The sequence below is a fragment of the Companilactobacillus nuruki genome, assembly GCF_002872255.1.
GTDB classification, from domain to species: Bacteria; Bacillota; Bacilli; order Lactobacillales; family Lactobacillaceae; genus Companilactobacillus; species Companilactobacillus nuruki.
Window position 1 is genome coordinate 31425 of sequence record NZ_NIPR01000011.1, and the last position, 21706, is coordinate 53130.

Here is a 21706-nt window from a genome sequence, read left to right on the forward strand (position 1 = left end):
CCGCCTACTATAGAAAGGAGGTGAATAAATGATATTTAGATCATTAAGACCGTCTAAGGAACCTTATACAGCATTGGGCAGTGGATATACAGGATTAGGTTATTCAATTAAAGATAACAAAATTGTTTTTAATTCTGATTTTGTATCTGCTAGGGATGCTTTAAAAAATTCCGATGTATTCGCAGTTGTAAATAAATTGGCAGAAGACATGGCTAGTGTACATTTCAAGACTAATAATCAATACACAAGTAAAATTTTAACTAATCCTAGTCAATTAACTAATAGTTTTTCTTTTTGGCGCTCAATGTATGCTCAAATGTTGTTATCTGGGAATGCCTACGCATTAATCTGGGGCGATAAATCAGGTAGAAGTGATCACTTAGAATATTTGAAACCATCACAAGTTGATATTTATAAATCAGCAGACGGAACTCAATTAACCTATGATATTAATTTTCCCGATACAGAAGAACCAGATATGAAGTCAGTTCCCGCTAGTCAAATTATTCATTTAAAAGGCGTTTCATTAGACGGTGGTTTGATTGGTATTTCGCCACTACGTGCTCTATCTAAAGAGATGCAGCTTCAAGATGCTAATAAGGGCTTGGCGTTAGGAGCGATGAAGAATGGGCTAAATATTACTGGTCTTTTGAAGATCAATAAAGGCGGATTGCTTGAAGGCGAAACAAAAGATAGCGTTCGTAGAGCATTTGAACAACAAACTGAGAATGGACATATTGCTGTTTTAGACGATTTGGAAGATTACACACCATTAGAAATTAATCGTGATATTTCCAAGCTTCTTTCTTCCACAGATTGGACAGGAGATCAAATTGCTAAAGTCTACGGAGTTCCGCAGGATTATTTAGGTAGTGAATCAGAACATTCAAATATTGAAATGGTAGCCATTCAGTACGCTCAAACAATTGGTCGTTATGTTCGTGGAGTTGTTTCAGAATTTAAGCAGAAATTAAATGGTGAGATTGACTACGATGTTAATGCGATTTCTGATATTGATGGACAACAAGTTGAAAAACGTGTTAGAGGGCTTGTTACTGATAGAGTTATTGGTTATAAGACTGCTCAAAAGATTTTAATTCGTAGTAACTCTGATCTGTTGACTAAAGAGGACATCGTTTCTGGTGATGTTCCGTTTCAAGGCAGCACTATTAAACCGAAAGGAGGTGAGGATACAGATGACGAAAACAGTGGAACAACGAGCGATCAATAACAGTAATTTTAAGATTGAGAAACGTTCAGAAGACGATGATTTTAATACATTATCTGGCTATGCGATTGTATTTGACCAGCCAAGCGAAAACTTAGGTGGATTCATTGAATACGTTGATCGTTCAGCACTAGATGGTGTGGATATGAGCAACGTACAGCTACTTTACAATCACAATATGGATAACATTTTAGCAAGAGCAGATAGCAGCACTTTGTCGCTTTCAGTAGATGACAGAGGGCTGTTTTTTAATGCTCAAATTCCTAAAACGACACTTGGAAATGATGTTTCCGAGAATGTTAGAAATGGCAATTTAAAGGGCTGTAGCTTTGGTTTCACTATTGATGGTGATGATTGGTCTGACTTGGATAAAGATACCGCTACACGTCGTATCACGCAGATTGGCGACTTATTCGAGTTATCAATTACACCAATGCCCGCATACAAAGAAACATCAGTTTCTAAACGTTCTCTTTCAGAATTTGAGAGCAAAAAAAATAAGAAAGAAGATTCCAATTTAAATAACGAATTGGAGCTTTTAAGAATGGAGACAGAATTATATGACAAAAGAAGAACTTCAAAAACAAATTAAAGAAGCTCAAGAATTTATTCGTTCTAAGGATAATTCACAAGAAGATAAGGACAAAAAGGTCAATGAACTTAAGGAACTTACGAGAAGTTTCAAACAAACTCAAGGTCTTAAGGATTTATTCGATGAATTGGATGAATTAGAAGATGACGACAAGGAAGATCGTTCAAAGAAGTTTCCACAACAAGGCGACAAGCGTACTAAGGTTAATGAAGATAAAAATCCATTGAAGGAAATGCGTTCAGCAATCAATGATTATCTACATTCTGGCGGTACTATTCGTTCAGATAAACTTCAATTTACAGAAGGCAAGGACAAGGATTTAATTATTCCTAAAGAATTAACACGTGATGCACTAGATGGTATTAAATCCGCTGATGTTAATCCAACAATTCCTACATCAATCTCTTACATCCCTCAAGATGAAGTTAAAACTGTTGTAGATTTAGGTAGATTCGTAAATCATAAATCAGTTACTACTGCTACTGGTAGTTATCCAATTCGTAAAAAGGCTACCGCTAAATTAAATACAGTTGCTGAATTGGAAAAGAACCCTGAACTAGCCAAACCAAATTTCACAGAAATTAGTTACAAAGTTCAAACCAGACGTGGTGCCGAACCAGTTTCACAAGAAAGTATCGATGATTCAGCTGTTGATTTGATTCCATTCCTAGTAAATGACGCTAATGAACAAAAGATCAATACGACTAATGCTGATATTGCAGCAATCTTTGAATCATTTAAACCACTAACTGTTAAGACACTTGATGACATTAAACACATTAACAATGTTGACTTAGATCAAGCATATAATCGTTCAATCGTTGCAACAGGTTCATTCTATCAATGGCTAGATACTTTAAAAGACGGAAATGGTCGTTACCTATTACAAACTGATGTTAAATCTGCTTCTGGTACATCTATTTTTGGTATTCCGGTATTTAAGATTGATGATGGCTTGTTTGGTGTTAAGGGCGATGCTCACGCATTTATTGGCGACTTGAACCGTGCCATTTTCTATGCCGATCGTGCACAAATTACTGCTAGATGGGTTGATGATACTGTCTATGGTCAATACCTTCAAGTTGGTACTCGTTATGACATTGTTAAGGCAGATGAAAACGCTGGCTACTTCTTAACTGTTGATACTAAGACTGCCACTGCTGCTGATACTTCTAATGTTGGTAAGTAATTATGGACGATTCATTATTAAGTGACTTGAAATTAAGTTTAAGACTTGATTCCGACGAAGAAGACGATACGATTCTAAATCGCAATTTAATCGCTGCTGAAAGTTATGTTAAAGGTGCAATTGGTGGTGATGACGGTTTGATGAAAGGTTTCTACGAGCTTGACAATGTTAAACAATCGTATGAAATCGCTGTGATTTCATTGGCGAGTTATTATTATACTTTTAGATCATCTGGTATGACTGGACGTGTCAATACAGTTGATATGACTGGTAATTCAATTATTGCTCAATTACGAGGTAAATATTTGAGAGAAAAAGAAAGACGTGAGGCTAATGGTTCAGAACATCAATCCTAGTAGATTGAAGTATCGAGTTAGTTTAGGTAAAGCAGGATTCGTAGAAACTCCACAAGGAACTAATAGACCTGATTTTAAAGAAATTAAAAGTCTTTGGTGCGGTATCTATACAATGTCAATGACACAACAGATCACTCTTTTGGGTTCACCGAATACATTTGATTTGGTGTTAATTATTAGACATCAGTCTGATAATTTAAAAGGTGTTAAATACGCACGTTTTAAGGACCAGTTGTATCAATTAGTTGGTAGTTCCCCCGACTTTGACGATTCACCACGTTCGTTTGACTTAATAACTCTAAAGAAGATAGATAAAATTGGAATTTCTTGAAGGTCTTGAAAAGTTAGACAGGGAATTATCTAATTTATCTCTAACTCCTAGTCAAAAGAAAGCTATGACTAAAGCGGGAGCAGAAGTTTATAAAGAGAGCCTTAAGAATAACTTGAATGATAGTTTGCATAAAGGACCTTATACACGTAGATCAAACATAAAGTTAGCAGATGACATCAGTCTTAAATATAAGGGCGCTGACGGTGCCACTTATGTAGGATTCAAGAATACTCCTGGTCATATGGGTTATGTAGCTAGACTTCTCAATGACGGCTATATGGCTCATGGTGGTAAAGGTGCCAGTGAACACACCACTAAATATATATCGGGATTACACTTTCAAGAACGAACTATAAATGAAACGAAAGCTTTAGTTTTAGCAGCAGAGGTTAGAAAATATAAAGAAATGTTAGGAGACTAGCATGATTTCAAAAGATGTTAAAAATATTTTATTAAAAAGATCGGATGAGTTGAAAATTAACCCGTCCTATTTTTTTACCCAAAATATTCCCCAAGATTACACAGAAGTTGACGAAACAACGATTCTTATATCTGAAATTGACAGTATCTATTCAGGTCGAGCTAGTGATATTTCTACCACTAAAGATAGCAGGATAGAAATACAGATTTTCTATCGTGGAGATACTATCCCAGATATTACAGAATCAATCATTAATCAAGAATTAGAAAAAAATCGGTTCTATCAATACGACTCATATCCGGACGTTGATCCAGTTACGGGCTTTTTGACTAGAACCATGAAATACGAAAAAACGGAGGTCATTTAAATGGCATTATCAGGTTTTGAATCAGCACGTATCGGTATCTATACCGATAATACTGAAACAATTGACAAGGAAAATATTTTTACAATTGAACCCAAAGAAAAGGGTTCAGTAGTTAGTGCAACAATTTCAAATTTATCACCAACTATCACACCCATTTATGGGTCTGATCAAGAATGGAAAGCAGGTTCTAAGGGACATGGTGCTATTTCAGTAGCATTTATTGCTAACGCAATTCCACAAGAGATTAGACAAAAGATTTTAGGAATGGCAACTTTCGATGGCGGTATTTCAGGTATCGGTAAGAAAACAGAATCACCATATTGTGTTTTTGAAATGATTTCACATGACGCAACAGATGAAAGTGTGGGTGCTCATTTAGCTTTAGTTAAAGGAACATTCCACCTTACTACTGTTGCTCCAAAAACAAACACAAACACAACTGTTTATGATCAAGAACAACTTACATTTAGTGCTACTGATCGTGATTCTGATGGATTCGCATACTTTGAAGCTTTGGAAGACGAAAAAAATTACGATGCAAGCAAGTGGGAAACAAAAATCTTTGGTATTCCACTAACAACAGATGGTGCTGCTTCTACTCCAAGCGTTTCAGGTAGCACCACTTCTGATCCAAAGGTTTCAGGTACACCAACCGCTTAAATAGGAAAATAGAAGGGAAAGATTAATCAATGTCTAAAGAATTCGTATACATCAATGCGTTCGGCCGTCGCTTTACGGTCAAGAAAAGTAACAAAAATTTGAGACTTTCTTACGCATATTACACAAATTTAAGTAATAAGAACAAAAATATGATGGCTGTAGCTGATGAAACAGACAACATCGAAACTAAAGATTTAGGGGAACGTGAAGTTGCTGAGCAAATTATGAACAGCTTCGATACAGCTTCTAAAGCTGCATTAGATTTACAAAATGTTCCAGTTAATTTTATTAAGGAAATTTTGAAATTGACTCCTAAGCAAGTATCAATGCTTGACGACATGACTACATCAGAAACAGGTGCTTTGGCAGGCCGAATTGCTCACGGTGTCACTTCGGATGATGAGGATATTGACCCAAAAAAACCACGCAAGAGGAACAAGTAGATCCATTTACTGTTTATCAAGATTTTTTAAATTATGAAAAACAAATTATGCAAGAAACAGGTTGGGACCTAGAAACAGTCGAATCCCAGCCATTTTTTGTACTTGCAGAAATTTTAGACGATAAACGTGAATCTAATAACCCTAATAATTCTGTTGGTCCTATGAGTTTGACCGGCTTTATTAAAACGGGTGGTGTTTCCTCAATTTTAGAGAAAGGAGGATAAATATAAATGGCAAAAGATATGGAACTGAATACAGGTATCCATATTGATTCAATTCAAGCTGAAGGCTCCCTCCAGTCTCTAAGAAATCAAGTCAAAGCATTAACGTCTGAGTGGAAGATTAATGAGCAAGTCCAACGAGCTAACGGTGATTATCAATCAGCGTATCAAGCAAAGGCCGAAGGATTAGGGCGAGCTATTGAAGGACAGACTAATTATCTTAATCGATTAAAGTCTGAAATGAGCAACCTCGATAGAACTACTACAGAAGGTAGTCAGAAGTTTAGTCAATATACTAATCAGGTCAATACGGCTACACGTCAATTAAATAACATGGTTATGCAACAAGAACGTGCTAAATCTACTTTGAACTTGTATACGACTGGTATTAAAGACCAAAAACAAGCAATGGAAAATGCTAAGAACATTTCTCAATCACTTGTTGAGCGTTACAAAGCTGAAGGTAAAGAAATTAAGGCATCGGCGACCGAAAGAACGGCACTGAAAGCACGTATTCAAGAGCTAAACTCTCTGTATTCAAAGGAATCAAGCGAGCTAGAACGTGTTAAAAAAGAATCTGGTGAAACATCTAAGGAATATGCTACACAGACTAAACGTGTTAATGAACTTGGTACTGAAATTGCTAAAAGTCGTACTCGCTATCGTGAGTTAGGCAGTGAGTTAGGTGGAATGGGTACACATTTCACTGGTATTAGGCAAGCGGCTGCTACTTCTAAAACTGCTATTGGCAATATGAATAGCAGTATTAAAAATAGTATAAGTCATATGAAGAATATGGCTATGACAGCAGGTATAGCGGGTGCAGCAGTTACTGCTATGTTCGTTAGTGGTGCTAAAAAATCTGTTGAACTTGAAAATAGCTACAAACAGATTACTAACCTGGCTGAAACGGGTGGCGAAAAGGTAGCGGAAGCTACTAAGAACGTATCTAGAATGCAAGAAGACGGTCAAAAATACGCTTTAAAGTATGGTAAATCTCAACAAGAAATTGCAGATGGCTACGAAGACTTAATCAAGCGTGGATATGACACCAAACAAGCATTGGGTGCTATGAAGTCTGAATTACAGGCTTCTGTTGCTTCTGGTGATGATTTTAAAGATGTTGTTAAAGTCTCATCTCAAACGCTTGAAGCATTCGGTATGCGTACTAATTCTACAGCAGGAATGGTTAAGAATACTAAAATCGCTGTTAATGATTTAGCATATGCAGCCGATATGACAGCCACAGGATTTAGTGACTTGGGTGTTGGTATGTCATATGTTGGCTCAACTGCTCATCAAGCTGGATTTAGTTTATCTGAAACTTCTAGTGCAATGGGTATCTTAAGTAATAATGGACTGGAAGCAGACAAGGCTGGTACAGGTCTGCGAAAAACAATTAATAGTTTGATTTCGCCAACTAAAACAGGTGCTTCTGCACTTCAAGAATTAGGATTAATTACAAAAGACTTTACTGATAACAAAGGTAATATGAAATCCATGACTGACATTTTCAGTCTATTACATGACAAAATGCAAGGTATGGGTAAGAACAAGCAAACCGATATTTTCCATGATTTATTTGGTACAACAGGTCAACAAGCCGGTTTAATCTTGGCTGAAAATGCTAAGCAACTTGGTGAATTGAATCAAAAGGTTGCTGATTCTGCTAAAAATGATTACGTTGGAAAGCTATCTAAAAAGAATAGTGAAACAGGTAAAGTTGCATTAGATAGATTAAAGCAATCTGTTAATGCTATTACTATGACAATTTCAAGTGCCGCATTGCCGGCTATTACAGAAATAGGCGACAAGTTAGCTAAAGCAGCAGGTACCAAAGAGTTTGAAAATGCTGTAAAAGGTGTTGGCAAATGGGTAGGTAACTTAACTGACAATGTAGCTGTTTTCTTTACTTACTTAGGCAAACATTCTGATGACTTAAAAGGTATTACAGGTTCTTTAGGAACAATTGTTAAAGATATAGCCAAGGGTGCTTGGGATACGTTTTATGGAATTATCAAGGGAATCGGTAAGGCATTTAATTTAGTTCATACCAATGGTAAAAAGGCCGAAGACCCACTAAAAATTTTGAATCAATTTGTGTCTGGTATTGCTAAACATGAACAAGCTCTCAAAACTATTGGCGGCTTGTTAGCTGGTATTTGGGTAGCTGATAAAGTAGCTAATTTTGCAGTTAAAATCAATGATGTTACTGATGCCTTTAAAGGTTTGAAAGATAAACTAGTTCATTCAAATATTGAAACTGCTGCCAGTGAAATTGTCGAACAATCAGGTGAGAATTTAGCTAAGGGCATTGAATCAAAAGCCGGAAGCAGTTCAATTAGTAGTAGATTAAGTTCGCTTGGTGGTTCGATGATGGGAAAAATTTCCATCGGTATGAGTGCAGTACAAGTCGGATTTGATATTATTGGTGCCATTAAAGCTAAAAATCCTACTGATAAAGCTAAAAATATCGGTGGAGGTATTGGTTCAGCTTTAGGTGCAGGTATTGCAGGAATTCTTTTGGGACCAGAAGCAGCGGTTCTAGGAGCACAGCTTGGGGATCTAATTGGTAAAAATGTTGGACCAGGTATTAGCAACTATCTTGATCATGGAAATACATCTACTAAGGGTTCTGAATCAGATATTAAGAAACGTTTGAAAGAAGCTCAGGATCAATCTAAGGCAAATAAGCGAGAATATAATTGGTTTCATTCCTCCGTTAGTAAAGATGCTTTGGATCAAAATGATAAAGATATTAAGAGATACGAACAACAGCTCAAGCGTATTGAGAATGATAAGAAAAAGCCTAAGAAGACTTCCACTGCTAAAGCAATTCAGGACGTAGCAACGACACATGTATCTAAAACAGATATTAAGAATGTTAAAGATATGGTGCCAGCTATCAAAGATTACGAAGACGCACTTTCAGGTTTAAAGAAGTTTTTAAAGAACAATAGTCCAGCCAAAGAACTTTCTAAAATTGACTCTAGTATTCAAGGCTCAACTAAAAAATGGAGTAGCTTAGCTAAACCTATCAAAGATATTGGAAATGCTTTTAAGACTTTGACTTCATTTAGTAAGTCTATGTCAAAAAAAGATGCCTTTGCTTCTTTAAATGATGATTTACCAAAATTAGAAAAGACTCTTAAGAATTCAAAAATCTCGAAATATCTTAGTGATATGAATAAGGATTTAAAGAATAACAAACTTTCATCCACACTAGATAGTATGACTAAAAGTATTAAAAAGGATACTAGTGAATGGAATAAATTTGATAAGCCTATTGAAAAAGTAAGTAAGTCGTTTAAAACTTTAAATTCATTTGCTAAGTCTATGAAGAAAGATCCATTTGAAAGTCTTAATACAGATTTAAAGAACTTAGAAACCACGTTAAAAAATTCTAAACTTTCTAATTATTTAGATGATTTATACAAACAACTAAAGAAAGACAAACTCTACAATCAGTTTGATAAGATGTCTGACAGTATTAAGGACAATACTAAGACGTGGACTAAATTCGCTAAACCAATTAGAGACGTTCAAAAGGCTTTTCAAGAACTTAATAAATTTACTAAAACGTATAGTAAATCTGATCCATTTGCCAATTTGAATAAGGATATTCAAAACTTAACTAAGACTTTAAATAATCAGAACATTGGTAAAATTCTAAAGTCTCAAATAACTGAAGCTAATAAGGCAACCTCTAATGTTACCTTTGATAAAGATTTCAAGACTGATACGGATAATGTTGTGGACGCCCTAAAATCATTCAAGACTAACTTTGATAAGTCCTGGAAAGATGTGTGGGCTAATACAGGCTCTGAGGAAAAGGACGCATTAGCCAAAGTTGTAAATAATTACAGCTCTAAAATGAATGCTATTTCTAAGAAGGAAACTAGCTTTTCTAGCGACTATTTAAATAAATGGAGTTCATGGTTAAAATCTGTTACAAGCACATTTAAGACTGCTTTCAATTCGTTACCTGGCCTTGCAAGTAAATCACTAAGTAAGGTCATTTCAGAAGTTAATAAAGGTATTGGCGGAATTAATTCAGTCATTACTGATTTTGGTGGTAAATCACTGAATTTAGCAAAATATGCTGTTGGTACTGCTGGTACTCCTGGTGGTAATTTAGCTGTTGTTGGTGAGCAAGGATATGAGCTTGCTTATGACAAAGCTAATGGAATTTATCCAGTTGGCTTAAAAGGCGAAGAAGTTCGCTATTTAGGAGCTGACACGGCAATCCTTCCACATCATTTATCAGAGCAATTTATGGGAATGGTAGCTAACCTTCCACACCATGCAACTGGTAAGGGCGACACAAATAAAACTTCCGAAGATATGACTGATTATGTCTTTGAACATTTAGACGAGTTAAAAAAAGACCCAGTTCCATTTTTAAAGAAACCTTACTTTGAAAAGGCTAATTTTAATGGAAGTGAGTTTATTAGTCGTTTCGGAAATGCTATTTCAAACGGTTTCTTGAAGGCTATTGCAGAGCCGTTTAAGAAGACATTAGCTGATATGGACTTTAGTGGAGCTGGTGGAGCTAGACCAGCTAAAGCATATGGTCCAATGATTAAAGCCGCTGCTGCTTATATGCACCAGCAAATAACCGATTTCAATGTGGATATGATTGAAAGAATCATTGCTAATGAATCTGGTGGCGATCCTAATGTTACTAATAATTGGGATGATAATGCTAAGGCAGGTCATCCATCAACTGGTATTCTTCAGTATATTCTACCTACATTTTTAAACTATGCTATGCCAGGACATACTAATATCCACAATCCATTAGATCAACTAATAGCGTTATTCAATGATGCCACATGGCGTTCTGATATGGGTATGGGCTATAACGGGAAATATGGTGAATGGCGTGGTTCAGCTAGTGGACCTTCTGGTCCAAGACTAATGTATGATGGTGGTTTTATTAATAAGCCAACAAGTATTATTGGTGGAGAAGCTGGTCCCGAAGTTATGATTCCTTTGAACAATAAAATGAGAGCTGTTCAAATCTTACAACAAGCTAAGAACACAATTGGTGGTCCTGATGATTCTAATGTGACTGCATCGGTTGATACGGCCAGAGTTGAAAGCAATCAACAACAACAATTGATGATGACACAAGTCATGGTTAAATTATTGAGCAAAATTGCTGATGGTTCAATGGCTTCTGACGTTTCAAACGGCGGTACATCATTAAATGACATTTCTAACGTTCTAGATAAAATTGGTTTATCTAATCGTAAAATGACTAAATTCCAAGCTAAAGGAGGTACTGCACTTGTCTAAAAGATTATCAGATGGACATTATAGACAGAACTCATTATTAATTAAATCTGATGGGCAGAATGAATTTGAAATAAGTAACTATCGTGGATTGATATTTACCAGACTCACGATTGGTTCACCGCAGACAGTTCCTAATCTAAAGACTAATGCGGGTGTAGACGGACAAGTCCAAACTGGTCCTGTATTGTACACCTCACGCACGGCAAAGGCCGACTTTTTGCTAAGAGTTGATGATGGAACTGATTTAGAAAGCCGATTCCATGAATTTTATAATAAGTTCTTCAATCGGGGTTTAGTGAGAGTTCGTCAAAGCTATGATATTGGTCGTTGTTTCTACGGAATCCCTAAACCATTTTCCTATACTGATGTTGGATTTTATGATAAAACTTTTTCAGTAGAGTTTGATATTCCTAGTGCTTATATGTATTCAGTGGCTAGATCAACGGATTTTCCAATTGATCCAAGTAAGGAAGATTTGATTTCTAATAATTTGAATCTTTCAACAACTGATTTGAATTACACTCACTCTCAAGGAACTTTTAAAATATTTAATCCGTCCGATTTCGATATCCAACCGTATGAACAGAATCATGAATTAAATATTACTTTTAAAGGTTCTGGTAGTCCTAGTTTAACTAACACAACTACTAATAATACTTTCTCAATGAACTCAAACATTTCTTCAAACGATTCTCTGGTTTTAAAAGGTGTGCACCCACTGCTTAATGGTGATTCTTGTGAAATAGAAACCAATCACGGTCATATCAATTTAAAGAAAGGGTGGAACAATTTCAATTTGACAGGTTTTAGTGGTACCGTCACGTTTGATTTTCCTTTTATATATCTATGATCAATTTTAAAAAGTATAGAGTTCAAGACAGAGAAGGCAAGTATGATGAAACACTTACTTGTATTGATAGAGATTCATTATCAAATTCAGAAGAAATGAACAAGACCAATCAAATCGATTTCACGGCAACTAATGATAATTCTATTGGTTATCAATTATTGCAAAATGAAAATTACATTGTATTTGACGGTCAAAAGTATCGTATCAAGCAGGCTGAAAAGGACGATGAAGGCTACGACTTCAAACGAACTGTTTCAGCAACTCACATCTGGTTTGATTGCCAATATGTTTATCAATATGACAAAATCAAAGGTACTAAGAAACTTTCAGCCAACGATTTGATGAGCTTCGTTTTTGATCAGAACGAACTCGGTAATCATGGTTTTACTTGGAAAGTTTCTGGTACAACTGATAAATTAACATTCACAGATTACGGTGAAAAATCAGGTCTTGAATGTGTGAATGATTGTATTGAGAAATTTAATCTAGTTGTTGTCGCAGACAATAAAAATATTACTTTAATTCCTATGAATGATTGGCAACATAAGGTTAATAGGTCGTTTAGATACATTAACAACACACCCACATTCACAGCTAACATTGATACAACAGAAATTCAAAATATTGCTAGGGTTTACGGCAAAGCTAACGCACCAGTTACATCTCCAATCGGTACAGCCATTGGAACTATTAACACAATGGAAACCAATGGTGCTCCTGTTGTGGATGATCCTAATAAGCCCACTCACACAGTTCAGAATTTGCCTAATGGTACTAAATGGGTAATGGATTCTAAGGTAGTAGCAAATGGTGAAACTTGGTACCGTGTATCAACCAACGGCTGGGTCAATGAAAAGTACATCGTATTTGATAAGAATGGTGACGTACAACCAGAAAATCATATTATTACCGAGGTAACAGGACAGGGAACAATCAAAACTTCCACAGACGCACTAAAGGAAGATACTTCTGGTGGCAAAGTTCTACCAGTTGGTAATGCTGTTGGTACTGTTAATACTATGGTGAGTGGTGGTGCACCTGTGTTGAGTGATCCATTGAAACCTGATTCAATAGTTAATCACTTGGTCAATGGGTCAACATGGTCTATTAACAATAAAAAAGTTGTTAATGATACAACCTATTATGAGGTTGCTGCTAATCAATGGGTAGATTCTCAATATATTAATTTCGATAAAGATGGAAGCGTGAAACCAGAAGATCACACTATTACACCAGTAAGTGGGCAAGGAACTGTTAAGGCTCCAGAGACTGATAAGAGTGCTGATACGGATTCTAAGGACGGTGATGATTCAAATGAGTGATTCTACAGAAGATTCCTCAATTGTTTATGTTTACGATTCGCCATTTACTCCTCAAAATAAGACTGGTGGCACGCTTGCTCCTGGGACACAGTGGTTTATTAATGCTTCGGTTTCAGACGGAGCGCAAGGTAAATCCTGGTATCAAATTGGAACTAATCAATGGGTAATGCAAGATCAATTAGATTTTTCAGGCAAAACAGATGTTAGCCCATCGGAAGTAACACCCACTGAATCAATTATTTACGATTCACCATGGACACCACAACATGAAGTGGGCCGAAAGTTAGCTAATGGTACTCAATGGAGAATTAACGGAGAAATCACTGATGGCGCAGGGGGAAAGACATGGTATCGTGTGGCTACAAATGAGTGGGTCTGTTCTGATAATTTCATATTTACTGGTGATACTGATGTAGAGCCAACAGAAGTTAAAAAGTCAGATGATGACAACGCAGAAGACGACCATTCGACCGATTACTTCCAGCCCTTTATTATTAGAGATGAAAAATCTATTCAAGAATGGGGAGAACGACCAGGGCCACCAATCACTAACAATGACATTGAAGATCCGGAAGAAATGAGAAAATATGCGTTATCTCAAATGAAAACAGAACCAACTGTGGACATTACGCTAACTTATTCAGGCAAAGAAACTTTCAGTATTGGTGATATGGTCTATTGTGATATAGAACCAGAAAATTTTACTACTTGGGTCACAGTTGTAAGTATTAAATATAATCCGTTAAGTTATACGAATACTTATGAGGTTACATTAAATAATACGTCCCAAACATTATCAGATTATGAATTATCAGTTCAAAGTTCTTTAGCAAACGCTAGGTACAATGGAGCAATTTCAATATCAAATGGAGTTATTGCAAGTCCATTCATTACACAGAAAGTAGGCGAGGTATAACGGAGGATATACGTAGGATTCCTGATCCAATAACTGGTAAATATTATTATCCACAAACGCATTATTTAGCCGTGGTTGATTTAGACGATCACATTAAAGAATTAATGAATCAAAATAATACTTATGCAACATATGTTAAGGATATGAAGTTAATTAATGCTTCGGGTCCTTTTTATTTTGATGAAAATACATTAAATAAACCCGCAAATATCCCAAAAGGATACCTACGGGCAACATTTATAGATTCAAAAAATGGAATTGTAGAAATTATTACAACTAACGAATATTACGAATTTACAGACGGTGAAATGTCTGAATTAAAAGAAAGGGCGTGATTAATTGTACTTACCAGACGGAGTAGTAGATTCAGAATTTCCAGGCTTGAGTATGCAGTCTAAAGATGGAAAGACAGCAGTTTTAAGTTTTGATAATGGTGAGAAAGTAATTATTTCAAAACAAAATTCTGATGGCACTACTGATTCAGAAGTATATAACTTTAAAGCTGTAACTGATGAAACGGTATTCCCACCAGTTCCTGACTTACCTAATTATTGGCACAACGTTGATTTAGATAAATGGAATGGTGTTATTGATAGCAATTCTAAAGACATTTTCAATAGCAACAGCGATCAGATTCAAAAGTCTATTAATTCACTATATGAATATGAAACTGATCAAAGAAATTTTTTTGCAAAGCTTAAAGATACGTTAAGCAACTTTAAAGGGTTTGTTGAAACAATTATTTCTGCTAAAACGGCGGAATTTTTAAGTAAGTTTTCTGATCAATATTATAAAAAAGAAGAAATTGACGAAAAAGTACGTGTCTTGCAGTCACAAATAGATCATTTAAAAAATGAAAATCCTACTTCTAATGGGATTAAAAAACCAGGAGTATTTTAGAAAGGAAGTAAAAATATGGATGTAACAACAGATTTACCAATTCCTCAAATTATAATTTTTGATATCGGTAAAGAAGAAGCATTTTATTTAGACAGATTAGATTCATCTGACGAAAACAATATGAACAGTCCTCAAAGTGTTTATATGCGACAGATTACAAAACGGGTTATGCCAATTCTTTTGGCTAAGCAAGGTGAGGGTGGCCTTTCCAAGATTGATGTTCAGATATTGAATTATGGCAATAAATTCGATTTAACAGATTGGCATGGAGATTTTGTTGGAACAGATCCAGCAGGTATTCCAATTACAAGTGATGATAATTTTGATTCCAAAGATCCAACTACAGGTTTGATTAGTTTCTCATTACCAAAAGAGGCAACTATTCATGCAGGAGATTATCGAAACGCCTATTTCAAATTTAGAGATAAGAATTTAAATGTTGTTAAAACTTTATTTTTCAATGTGCGAATTTTAGAAGATAGTAATTATTATCCTGATGAACTTCCTCATAAGGAATATTGGGGTGAGGGTGAAAGAGCCCTATATGAGTTAGGACAGCTTCAAAAGTCATATACAGATTTGATTATGAATAATATTCAAAATTTAGATGATATTGTTTTGGCAAAGTTATCTGACTACAACAACCGCATGTCTGTTATTGAAGAGGCTATCAAAAACAACGATTTTACTAAGGCTATTCAAACAGCTTTAAATAGTGATTTTGATATTGGTCAAGTTGATCCTGATATTGAAAAGCATTGGCAATATATATTATCAGAATTGGAGGCAAATTAATGGTAAATGTGATTGATAATGAATCGAGAAATCGTAATAACATGATGCCTGTTGGAGTTAAAATAATTGATGATAAAGGGAATACAACACACACTGCAAAAACAGATTTGAAAACTAATTATATTTCTCTAGAATCAAAATGGTTTGGCTCCTCATCAAACAATAATGGTGGCAATACAGATCCAGACAACCCAGGTCATCCGACTTTTGGAGATAATTATTACGCTGGATCATTAGCAGATGGTGAAATTACTGAAAGAAATTTGGAATGGTCGGGAATTGATGATCCTACAAAAGATACTATTGTCACATTTAATGATGACCCTGGATTAAAACCCTTTGGGCAATATACAGGGCTTACAATTTTGGGCCATATTCAAAAGACCGTCATGACTGCTGGAACCAAAGGAGCAGTAAGTACACTTGATTTGAATTATGATCCAAGTAATACTCCAAAAGATGGTTACTTTACCACTACTGCTTCATATCCAAACTATGTTAAATCTGAAGGTTTAGTAGTCGGTAAGAGTCTATCTATTCCAATAAACGGTGTGGGTGAAAATCTAAATGGAGACAATATTAAGTCTCCAGAAATTCAATTGGCTTACAATACTGACAAAACACTGACTATCAAACATATTCAAGGATATGTTAATGATGGAAATACATCTGGTGCAACGGGTGCTAATTATGATTATATTGTTGATATAATTGCCACATTTTCAGTTCAGTCAGCTGTGGCACAACTACCACCCAGTGTGAATTTGTTTGCAGGAAGTGCAAGTGGAGATATTGTTTTAGCAGGATTAACAAAAGGATTTGATAACTCAATGGACGGGTTACAAGTAACTACCGACAATTACGCTACAGGGCCGTATACACTAGGATTGCCGGGCAATGGTTTTGGTTATAGATTTGATTTAGCACCATTTGATATTTCAAAAATTACTATTCCTAAAGAAGAATTAATCATTGGAAATAGATATAAATTAGATATTAAAAATGTAACGACTGAGTTAAGTCTTGAAACTAAAATTGAATCAAACCGTGACACTTGGGTTTCTTCTAAAGAAGATGTTTATAAAGGGAGCATGTCGTATTATCTGTCAAAAATTGATGATGCATATGTTGACATTAAAGAAAATTCGGTTATTGATTTAACGATTTCCTTTAGTCTTACATCAAAAGATGCAAAGGGAAATAATAGTGGTGGCACATATCCTGGCTTCACAGTTAAAACAACTAAAGTAACTACATATAAAAATTAAGGAGGCAGAATATGAAAATAGCAGTTCAATTAGACGATAATAGAAATATCGTTGGTACAGTAACGACTAATGAACTAGGTGCAGAATTACAAGTCAAATTATTTAAAGATAAAGGTTGGGTACTAGTTGATAGTGATCCAGCCTTTTCTAGTGCTGAATCGTATTTGTGGACAATTCGCGAATCCGATAATAAATTAGTTCACGTTTCAACGGGTATGACACCAGACGAGGAGAAAACTCAAGCTGATGCATTACTAGGTAAAAATGTTGGGGTGGCAATAGCAACAGCCAATACAGCTGATCAAAAGGCCGATAATGCTATTGCAGGATTAGCACTTTTAGGAAAACAAGTAGCAGCACAAAATACAGCAACAGACGGAGGTACTAAATAATGTTTGAATTTATCAAGTTTATGTATTCAATTAATGGATATGACAATAAAGGAGTTGCCTACTTTGTAGGTATTGGGAATATTGATGCAGATCAATATAAGACAATTACAGGACAAGATTACAACAAAGAAGGCTAGCCATTTGGCTAGTTTTTTGTGGGAAGAAGGTAATTTATGCCACCACATATCATAATGGGGTATTCCTTAGAAGAGTGGTTATCATTGTTTTCACTTTTTTCAATATTTATTGGTGCACTAGCTTGGTTTGTAAACGTATTAATTATTAAGCCATTAAGGTCAGATATTAAGAATTTATCTAATCAATTTAAATCTTTTAAAGATGAAACAAAGAATGATAATCAAACCCTAACAGAAATATTTAAGGATCATGAAAAAAGATTGATTCGTGTTGAAGATAGGATAGGAATAGGAATAAATAATGAAAAATAAATTAACGATTAAAAATCAAAATAAAACTTGGTGGTTATCCATGACTTCCTTAGTTTTGGTATTAATCCAGCAAGTTGGCCATTTATTTGGTTGGGAAATTACTAGCGATGAAATTAATCAGATTGTGGCTATTGTAAATACGTTGCTGGTTATAGCTGGATCACTAGGATTAATTTATGATACTTCAGGAAAGGATGGTGTGAGTGATAAAAATGACAAAAATAGCAAATATTAGCCTCGATATTCGTAAAGATGCTGTGATCAATAATGAACCAATTATTCTGCGTCAAGGTGAAAGTGATGTGACTATTGAAGCAACTATCTTAAATGGGGGAGACGAAACCTTACAAATTGATTTTGCTACCTTTGTAGCCAAAAAACCCGATGGGACAATTGTTTCTAATGACCCAGCAAATGTTAATGGTAGCGTGATCAGTTATTCTGTAAGTAAGCATTTAACTGAGTCTGTTGGTAAGATTCAAGATGCTTATTTTGTGATCAATAACGAGGTGACCACAAATGGATTTGATATCTCAATTATCCCTAGCGCACAGCTTGATGATACTTCAGTCAACTACATTCCGGGTCTTGAGAGCATTAATAAGTTTTTGGAATCTGCCGAAGCAGACTGGCTCGGAAAAATCCAACAAATGAAATCTCAAATTGATGGATTAGACATTCCAGATGAATTCAAGTTGCTTATGGATAAGGCTTTGAGTGATGCCAAGGCTCAATATCAACCAACCATAGATGCTGCTAAAGAAAATGTCGAGAATATCGTTGCTGATTTAGCTGCTAAAAAATTAGATTTGGAAAATAACAGCGATGAATTAAATAAAACAATTGCGGATATCAAGGCACAATTAGCTCCCGTTAATTCTTTTTTAGATGACGTTCAAAAGCAAATTATTGCAGCCAACGCTAGTTTCACAGCTGACCAGCAAGCAAAAGTAGCTCAATCAATTTCAGACTTAAAGGCTAAAATAGATGCTTTAACGGTTGCTAAAACTGGTCCTAAGGGTGACAAAGGCGATATTGGACCACAAGGACCTAAGGGTGACAAGGGTGACAAAGGTGACAAGGGCGACAAAGGTGAAGTTGCCGTCATCAATGTCATATCACAAGCTGATTATGACGCATTGACTGACAAGTCTGGTGTCTATTTTATTGAGGGGTGATTAAAATGACAACGATTAATGGTAGAGCGTGCGTTGTTAATGGCACGCCAGTAGACAAGGTGTTCAGCAACGACAAACAAGTTTATGGTAGAAACTTGGTGGCAGGGACAAGTGGCCCATTCACTATGTGGTATGGAACACTGAATACTGTATGGAATGCGGATAAAAAACGCACGGAAATATCTTTACCTGCAACGGTCTCACCAAGGGAAATAACGCCTCAAAACCCTGCCTTTTACCTTCGTGCTACTCCTGGAATTTTCTATACACAGTCTATTTATGTGAGCACTGATGCTCCTTTAACTGGGGAAGCTGTGCAAGTGAGCTGGTTTACTACAACGTATGGACATAATACAAATGGTAAAGATGATATTTCAAGCATTAGCAAAAACGTATACAGAATAACGAGCACGTATACGTGGCCTGCTAGTAGCACTGACAATATTAGGGCATTTGACCTTGCCAACTTAGGTGCCGTTTTTGATTTCACTAAAGGAACCTTCTTATATTTTTATCAGCCTAAGATTGAGGTGGGCACCACTACTACACCTTGGACACCGGCACCAGAAGACGTATTAAATTAGGGGGTAAACAATTGAATAAGTGCAAGTTGAAGGCACTCATCAAAGGAGATAATGATGATGAAGATTAATTGGAAAGTACGATTACTGAGTGTCAAGTTCTGGCTGGCCGTTTGGCTAGCCTTTTTTAAAGGAAAACAATAAGAAGGGTAAACATGATGGAGATAATTAAAAGCTTAAATTTAATAGATAATGCAGGATTAACAGTTTTGATTCTTATCTGTTCTATGGGATTCACTGCCTTAACTAAGGTAGCAACGCCTTTAGAGAGTAAATATTTACCATTTGCATCGATGATCTTTGGAATAATTGCCGGTATATTAGTTGCACTTATTTTCCATGAAGATATAGGGAGAGCTACAATTGCCGGATTATTGGTAGGTGGATTTACTTCCGGTTTATATGCTGGAGTAAAGGGATCACTTGGGGGATACGATTCCTCAGCAAAAAGTACCATTAGTGATGATTTAACTGAAGTGAAAACACCTAAGTATAATCAAGAAAATAATACAAGGAGGAACTAGTATGACTAAATATTTTGCGGACGTGTCTAGCTTTCAACGTGACGATTTAGGCTTCTTTCAAGGATTAGTTAATGCAGGTGTGGCTAGCGTTCTAATTAAAACCACACAAGGCAGCCCTGATGGAGATAACTACCTCAATCCTAAATCAATCAACCAAGCAAAAAATGCTTTAGCAGCTGGAATGAATGTTGGTTTCTATCATTATTTTCTAGCTTCAAGTGTTGCCGATTCGATCAATGAAGCTAAATTCTTCGAGCAATCAGTAATTAAACTTGGTTTTGGAAAGGATACGCCACTATGTGTTGATGTTGAAGATCCATCATTGGATGCTAATAATGTAGGAAGTTATGTCGATACTTTCATTAATTACCTTGAAGCACAAGGCTATACAAATGTATTTCAATACAGTATGGCTAGTTGGTTCAACCAAGGTATCTTAAATGCTAATAAGTACCCGACTTGGGTAGCTAGTTACGGATCAAGCGATTGTGGAGCAAGAGGTAATATTGTCGCTTGGCAATACACATCAAGCTGGGGAGGTGGTTCTCAAGATATGAGTTATGACTGGGGAATCTTTGATAAGCAACCAGCTAAAACTGAAGCAGTCACACAGCCTACAATTGAACCTGAAAAACCAAAAGTAGAAAATGTCATCAAATTGACGGAACAAACTCATCCAGTAGATAGATTAGGAATTGAACGACCTGAAGCTTATGAGGCTGGTTCAACTTGGAAGAGTTCAGATATTGTAATGATCAATAACGAACCACATTATAAAATTGCAACAAATATTTTTGTGCCACTATCAAAAACAGAGTTTAAAGATTTTATCATCGTTAAATATACGGGCTATTCACCGGCACCTGTCTTTGATAGTAATGGAAACCGAGTACAGAACGCATCTGTCAGCACTGGTAAATCCTTTAAGACCGCTGGATTCAAAGTTATCAATGATATTCCGATGGCTAAAATTGCAACCAATGAATTTATTCCATTCGAGTACACATCAGGTTCAAAATTTGAATAGAAACAGAAATGTTGTGAAATATACGGAAAGAAGTTAACTTTAAATTAAGCTTAATAATTGCTTTTGTGATATTAAGCTTGCCTTTCTAATTTATTAGTATCTTACTAAACACAAAAAATACCCATCATCTATTAATTTAGATGATGGGCTTTTTTTTATTTGAGTTCATTTTTATACAAAAAAATCGCTAGTCAATTAAGACTAACGACAGTATTTAAACCTATACTCTTTTAAAATCCATTGTCCCAAAGTTGTCCCAAAGATTCATGTAAGCATTGATTTAACGGCGTAAAGTAGCAATAAAATAATCCTGTACTCTCCTTAAATAACTGATTTTAGAACATTCTCGGATGTTCTATTTTTTTGACTTAAATAAGCATAATATCTCAGTAAAA

General features: G+C 35.6%; 26 protein-coding genes. All 26 read left to right on the top strand.

The genetic code is table 11. The features are described 5' to 3' along the window. Positions 1-28 precede the first annotated feature (28 nt). Positions 29-1231 (top strand): phage portal protein, encoded by a 1203-nt coding sequence (locus CBP76_RS05135; RefSeq protein WP_102195871.1) that lies wholly within the window; start codon positions 29-31, stop codon positions 1229-1231. Next, entirely contained in the window at positions 1197-1820 is a 624-nt protein-coding gene (locus tag CBP76_RS05140; protein ID WP_166667188.1) for an HK97 family phage prohead protease, read from the top strand. The genes CBP76_RS05135 and CBP76_RS05140 overlap by 35 nt, the downstream gene beginning before the upstream one ends. Continuing rightward, positions 1789-3009 carry a phage major capsid protein gene (locus CBP76_RS05145; protein WP_102195873.1) on the top strand — a complete coding sequence of 407 codons (1221 nt, stop codon included), beginning with the start codon at positions 1789-1791 and terminating at the stop codon, positions 3007-3009. The genes CBP76_RS05140 and CBP76_RS05145 overlap by 32 nt, the downstream gene beginning before the upstream one ends. A 2-nt stretch (positions 3010-3011) precedes the next feature. Then, a complete protein-coding gene (locus CBP76_RS05150) occupies positions 3012-3365 on the top strand; it encodes a head-tail connector protein (RefSeq protein WP_102195874.1) in 354 nt (117 codons plus the stop codon). Continuing rightward, complete coding sequence (locus CBP76_RS05155) at positions 3343-3696, top strand: phage head completion protein (RefSeq protein ID WP_102195875.1); 354 nt, start codon at positions 3343-3345, stop codon at positions 3694-3696. The genes CBP76_RS05150 and CBP76_RS05155 overlap by 23 nt, the downstream gene beginning before the upstream one ends. Next, complete coding sequence (locus CBP76_RS05160; protein WP_102195876.1) at positions 3683-4117, top strand: HK97 gp10 family phage protein; 435 nt, start codon at positions 3683-3685, stop codon at positions 4115-4117. The genes CBP76_RS05155 and CBP76_RS05160 overlap by 14 nt, the downstream gene beginning before the upstream one ends. A gap of 1 nt (position 4118) precedes the next feature. Next, positions 4119-4484 (top strand): DUF806 family protein, encoded by a 366-nt coding sequence (locus CBP76_RS05165; RefSeq protein ID WP_102195877.1) that lies wholly within the window; start codon positions 4119-4121, stop codon positions 4482-4484. Beyond that, the gene (locus tag CBP76_RS05170; protein WP_102195878.1) at positions 4485-5144 is read left to right on the top strand and encodes a major tail protein; all 660 of its coding nucleotides are present in this window, start codon (positions 4485-4487) and stop codon (positions 5142-5144) included. A 29-nt stretch (positions 5145-5173) separates the two neighbouring features. Then, positions 5174-5587 carry a phage tail tube assembly chaperone gene (locus CBP76_RS05175; protein WP_102195879.1) on the top strand — a complete coding sequence of 138 codons (414 nt, stop codon included), beginning with the start codon at positions 5174-5176 and terminating at the stop codon, positions 5585-5587. Positions 5588-5634: 47 nt separating this feature from the next. After that, positions 5635-5811 carry a hypothetical protein gene (locus CBP76_RS13135; RefSeq protein ID WP_166667189.1) on the top strand — a complete coding sequence of 59 codons (177 nt, stop codon included), beginning with the start codon at positions 5635-5637 and terminating at the stop codon, positions 5809-5811. Positions 5812-5817: 6 nt separating this feature from the next. Beyond that, on the top strand, positions 5818-11109 hold the full coding sequence (locus CBP76_RS05180) for a phage tail tape measure protein (protein WP_102195880.1): 5292 nt from the start codon (positions 5818-5820) through the stop codon (positions 11107-11109). After that, the gene (locus tag CBP76_RS05185) at positions 11102-11959 is read left to right on the top strand and encodes a phage tail domain-containing protein (protein ID WP_166667190.1); all 858 of its coding nucleotides are present in this window, start codon (positions 11102-11104) and stop codon (positions 11957-11959) included. The genes CBP76_RS05180 and CBP76_RS05185 overlap by 8 nt, the downstream gene beginning before the upstream one ends. Beyond that, complete coding sequence (locus CBP76_RS05190) at positions 11956-13281, top strand: phage tail protein (RefSeq protein WP_102195882.1); 1326 nt, start codon at positions 11956-11958, stop codon at positions 13279-13281. Before CBP76_RS05185 ends, CBP76_RS05190 begins: the two co-directional genes overlap by 4 nt. Then, positions 13274-14197, top strand: coding sequence for a phage tail protein (locus CBP76_RS05195; protein ID WP_166667191.1), 924 nt, complete (start codon positions 13274-13276; stop codon positions 14195-14197). Before CBP76_RS05190 ends, CBP76_RS05195 begins: the two co-directional genes overlap by 8 nt. Positions 14198-14268: 71 nt before the next feature. After that, on the top strand, positions 14269-14532 hold the full coding sequence (locus CBP76_RS05200; protein ID WP_166667192.1) for a hypothetical protein: 264 nt from the start codon (positions 14269-14271) through the stop codon (positions 14530-14532). 4 nt (positions 14533-14536) lie between these two features. Beyond that, on the top strand, positions 14537-15097 hold the full coding sequence (locus tag CBP76_RS05205; protein WP_102195885.1) for a hypothetical protein: 561 nt from the start codon (positions 14537-14539) through the stop codon (positions 15095-15097). A 15-nt stretch (positions 15098-15112) separates the two neighbouring features. Next, the gene (locus CBP76_RS05210; RefSeq protein ID WP_102195886.1) at positions 15113-15892 is read left to right on the top strand and encodes a BppU family phage baseplate upper protein; all 780 of its coding nucleotides are present in this window, start codon (positions 15113-15115) and stop codon (positions 15890-15892) included. Beyond that, complete coding sequence (locus tag CBP76_RS05215; RefSeq protein WP_102195887.1) at positions 15892-17160, top strand: hypothetical protein; 1269 nt, start codon at positions 15892-15894, stop codon at positions 17158-17160. Before CBP76_RS05210 ends, CBP76_RS05215 begins: the two co-directional genes overlap by 1 nt. 11 nt (positions 17161-17171) lie before the next feature. After that, positions 17172-17552 (top strand): hypothetical protein, encoded by a 381-nt coding sequence (locus CBP76_RS05220; protein ID WP_102195888.1) that lies wholly within the window; start codon positions 17172-17174, stop codon positions 17550-17552. After that, positions 17552-17689, top strand: coding sequence for an XkdX family protein (locus CBP76_RS05225; protein WP_102195889.1), 138 nt, complete (start codon positions 17552-17554; stop codon positions 17687-17689). Before CBP76_RS05220 ends, CBP76_RS05225 begins: the two co-directional genes overlap by 1 nt. Before the next feature lie 36 nt (positions 17690-17725). Continuing rightward, positions 17726-18001 (top strand): hypothetical protein, encoded by a 276-nt coding sequence (locus CBP76_RS05230; protein ID WP_102195890.1) that lies wholly within the window; start codon positions 17726-17728, stop codon positions 17999-18001. Next, the gene (locus CBP76_RS05235) at positions 17991-18236 is read left to right on the top strand and encodes a phage holin (protein WP_245865615.1); all 246 of its coding nucleotides are present in this window, start codon (positions 17991-17993) and stop codon (positions 18234-18236) included. Before CBP76_RS05230 ends, CBP76_RS05235 begins: the two co-directional genes overlap by 11 nt. Continuing rightward, entirely contained in the window at positions 18214-19179 is a 966-nt protein-coding gene (locus CBP76_RS13335; RefSeq protein ID WP_245865617.1) for a hypothetical protein, read from the top strand. The genes CBP76_RS05235 and CBP76_RS13335 overlap by 23 nt, the downstream gene beginning before the upstream one ends. A 59-nt stretch (positions 19180-19238) precedes the next feature. Further along, positions 19239-19763 carry a hypothetical protein gene (locus tag CBP76_RS05240; protein WP_133120385.1) on the top strand — a complete coding sequence of 175 codons (525 nt, stop codon included), beginning with the start codon at positions 19239-19241 and terminating at the stop codon, positions 19761-19763. A gap of 152 nt (positions 19764-19915) precedes the next feature. Continuing rightward, positions 19916-20284: a hypothetical protein gene (locus CBP76_RS05250; RefSeq protein WP_102195892.1), complete on the top strand. Its 369-nt coding sequence runs from the start codon at positions 19916-19918 to the stop codon at positions 20282-20284. A 1-nt stretch (position 20285) separates the two neighbouring features. Continuing rightward, entirely contained in the window at positions 20286-21311 is a 1026-nt protein-coding gene (locus CBP76_RS05255; protein ID WP_102195893.1) for a GH25 family lysozyme, read from the top strand. Positions 21312-21706: the final 395 nt, after the last annotated feature.

Coding starts and splice junctions, on each gene's coding strand:
- CBP76_RS05135 (WP_102195871.1), top strand. CDS start 29: ATGATATTTAGATCATTAAGACCGTCTAAGGAACCTTATACAGCATTG.
- CBP76_RS05140 (WP_166667188.1), top strand. CDS start 1,197: ATGACGAAAACAGTGGAACAACGAGCGATCAATAACAGTAATTTTAAG.
- CBP76_RS05145 (WP_102195873.1), top strand. CDS start 1,789: ATGACAAAAGAAGAACTTCAAAAACAAATTAAAGAAGCTCAAGAATTT.
- CBP76_RS05150 (WP_102195874.1), top strand. CDS start 3,012: ATGGACGATTCATTATTAAGTGACTTGAAATTAAGTTTAAGACTTGAT.
- CBP76_RS05155 (WP_102195875.1), top strand. CDS start 3,343: ATGGTTCAGAACATCAATCCTAGTAGATTGAAGTATCGAGTTAGTTTA.
- CBP76_RS05165 (WP_102195877.1), top strand. CDS start 4,119: ATGATTTCAAAAGATGTTAAAAATATTTTATTAAAAAGATCGGATGAG.
- CBP76_RS05170 (WP_102195878.1), top strand. CDS start 4,485: ATGGCATTATCAGGTTTTGAATCAGCACGTATCGGTATCTATACCGAT.
- CBP76_RS05175 (WP_102195879.1), top strand. CDS start 5,174: ATGTCTAAAGAATTCGTATACATCAATGCGTTCGGCCGTCGCTTTACG.
- CBP76_RS13135 (WP_166667189.1), top strand. CDS start 5,635: ATGCAAGAAACAGGTTGGGACCTAGAAACAGTCGAATCCCAGCCATTT.
- CBP76_RS05180 (WP_102195880.1), top strand. CDS start 5,818: ATGGCAAAAGATATGGAACTGAATACAGGTATCCATATTGATTCAATT.
- CBP76_RS05190 (WP_102195882.1), top strand. CDS start 11,956: ATGATCAATTTTAAAAAGTATAGAGTTCAAGACAGAGAAGGCAAGTAT.
- CBP76_RS05195 (WP_166667191.1), top strand. CDS start 13,274: ATGAGTGATTCTACAGAAGATTCCTCAATTGTTTATGTTTACGATTCG.
- CBP76_RS05210 (WP_102195886.1), top strand. CDS start 15,113: ATGGATGTAACAACAGATTTACCAATTCCTCAAATTATAATTTTTGAT.
- CBP76_RS05215 (WP_102195887.1), top strand. CDS start 15,892: ATGGTAAATGTGATTGATAATGAATCGAGAAATCGTAATAACATGATG.
- CBP76_RS05220 (WP_102195888.1), top strand. CDS start 17,172: ATGAAAATAGCAGTTCAATTAGACGATAATAGAAATATCGTTGGTACA.
- CBP76_RS05225 (WP_102195889.1), top strand. CDS start 17,552: ATGTTTGAATTTATCAAGTTTATGTATTCAATTAATGGATATGACAAT.
- CBP76_RS05230 (WP_102195890.1), top strand. CDS start 17,726: ATGCCACCACATATCATAATGGGGTATTCCTTAGAAGAGTGGTTATCA.
- CBP76_RS05235 (WP_245865615.1), top strand. CDS start 17,991: ATGAAAAATAAATTAACGATTAAAAATCAAAATAAAACTTGGTGGTTA.
- CBP76_RS13335 (WP_245865617.1), top strand. CDS start 18,214: ATGACAAAAATAGCAAATATTAGCCTCGATATTCGTAAAGATGCTGTG.
- CBP76_RS05250 (WP_102195892.1), top strand. CDS start 19,916: ATGATGGAGATAATTAAAAGCTTAAATTTAATAGATAATGCAGGATTA.
- CBP76_RS05255 (WP_102195893.1), top strand. CDS start 20,286: ATGACTAAATATTTTGCGGACGTGTCTAGCTTTCAACGTGACGATTTA.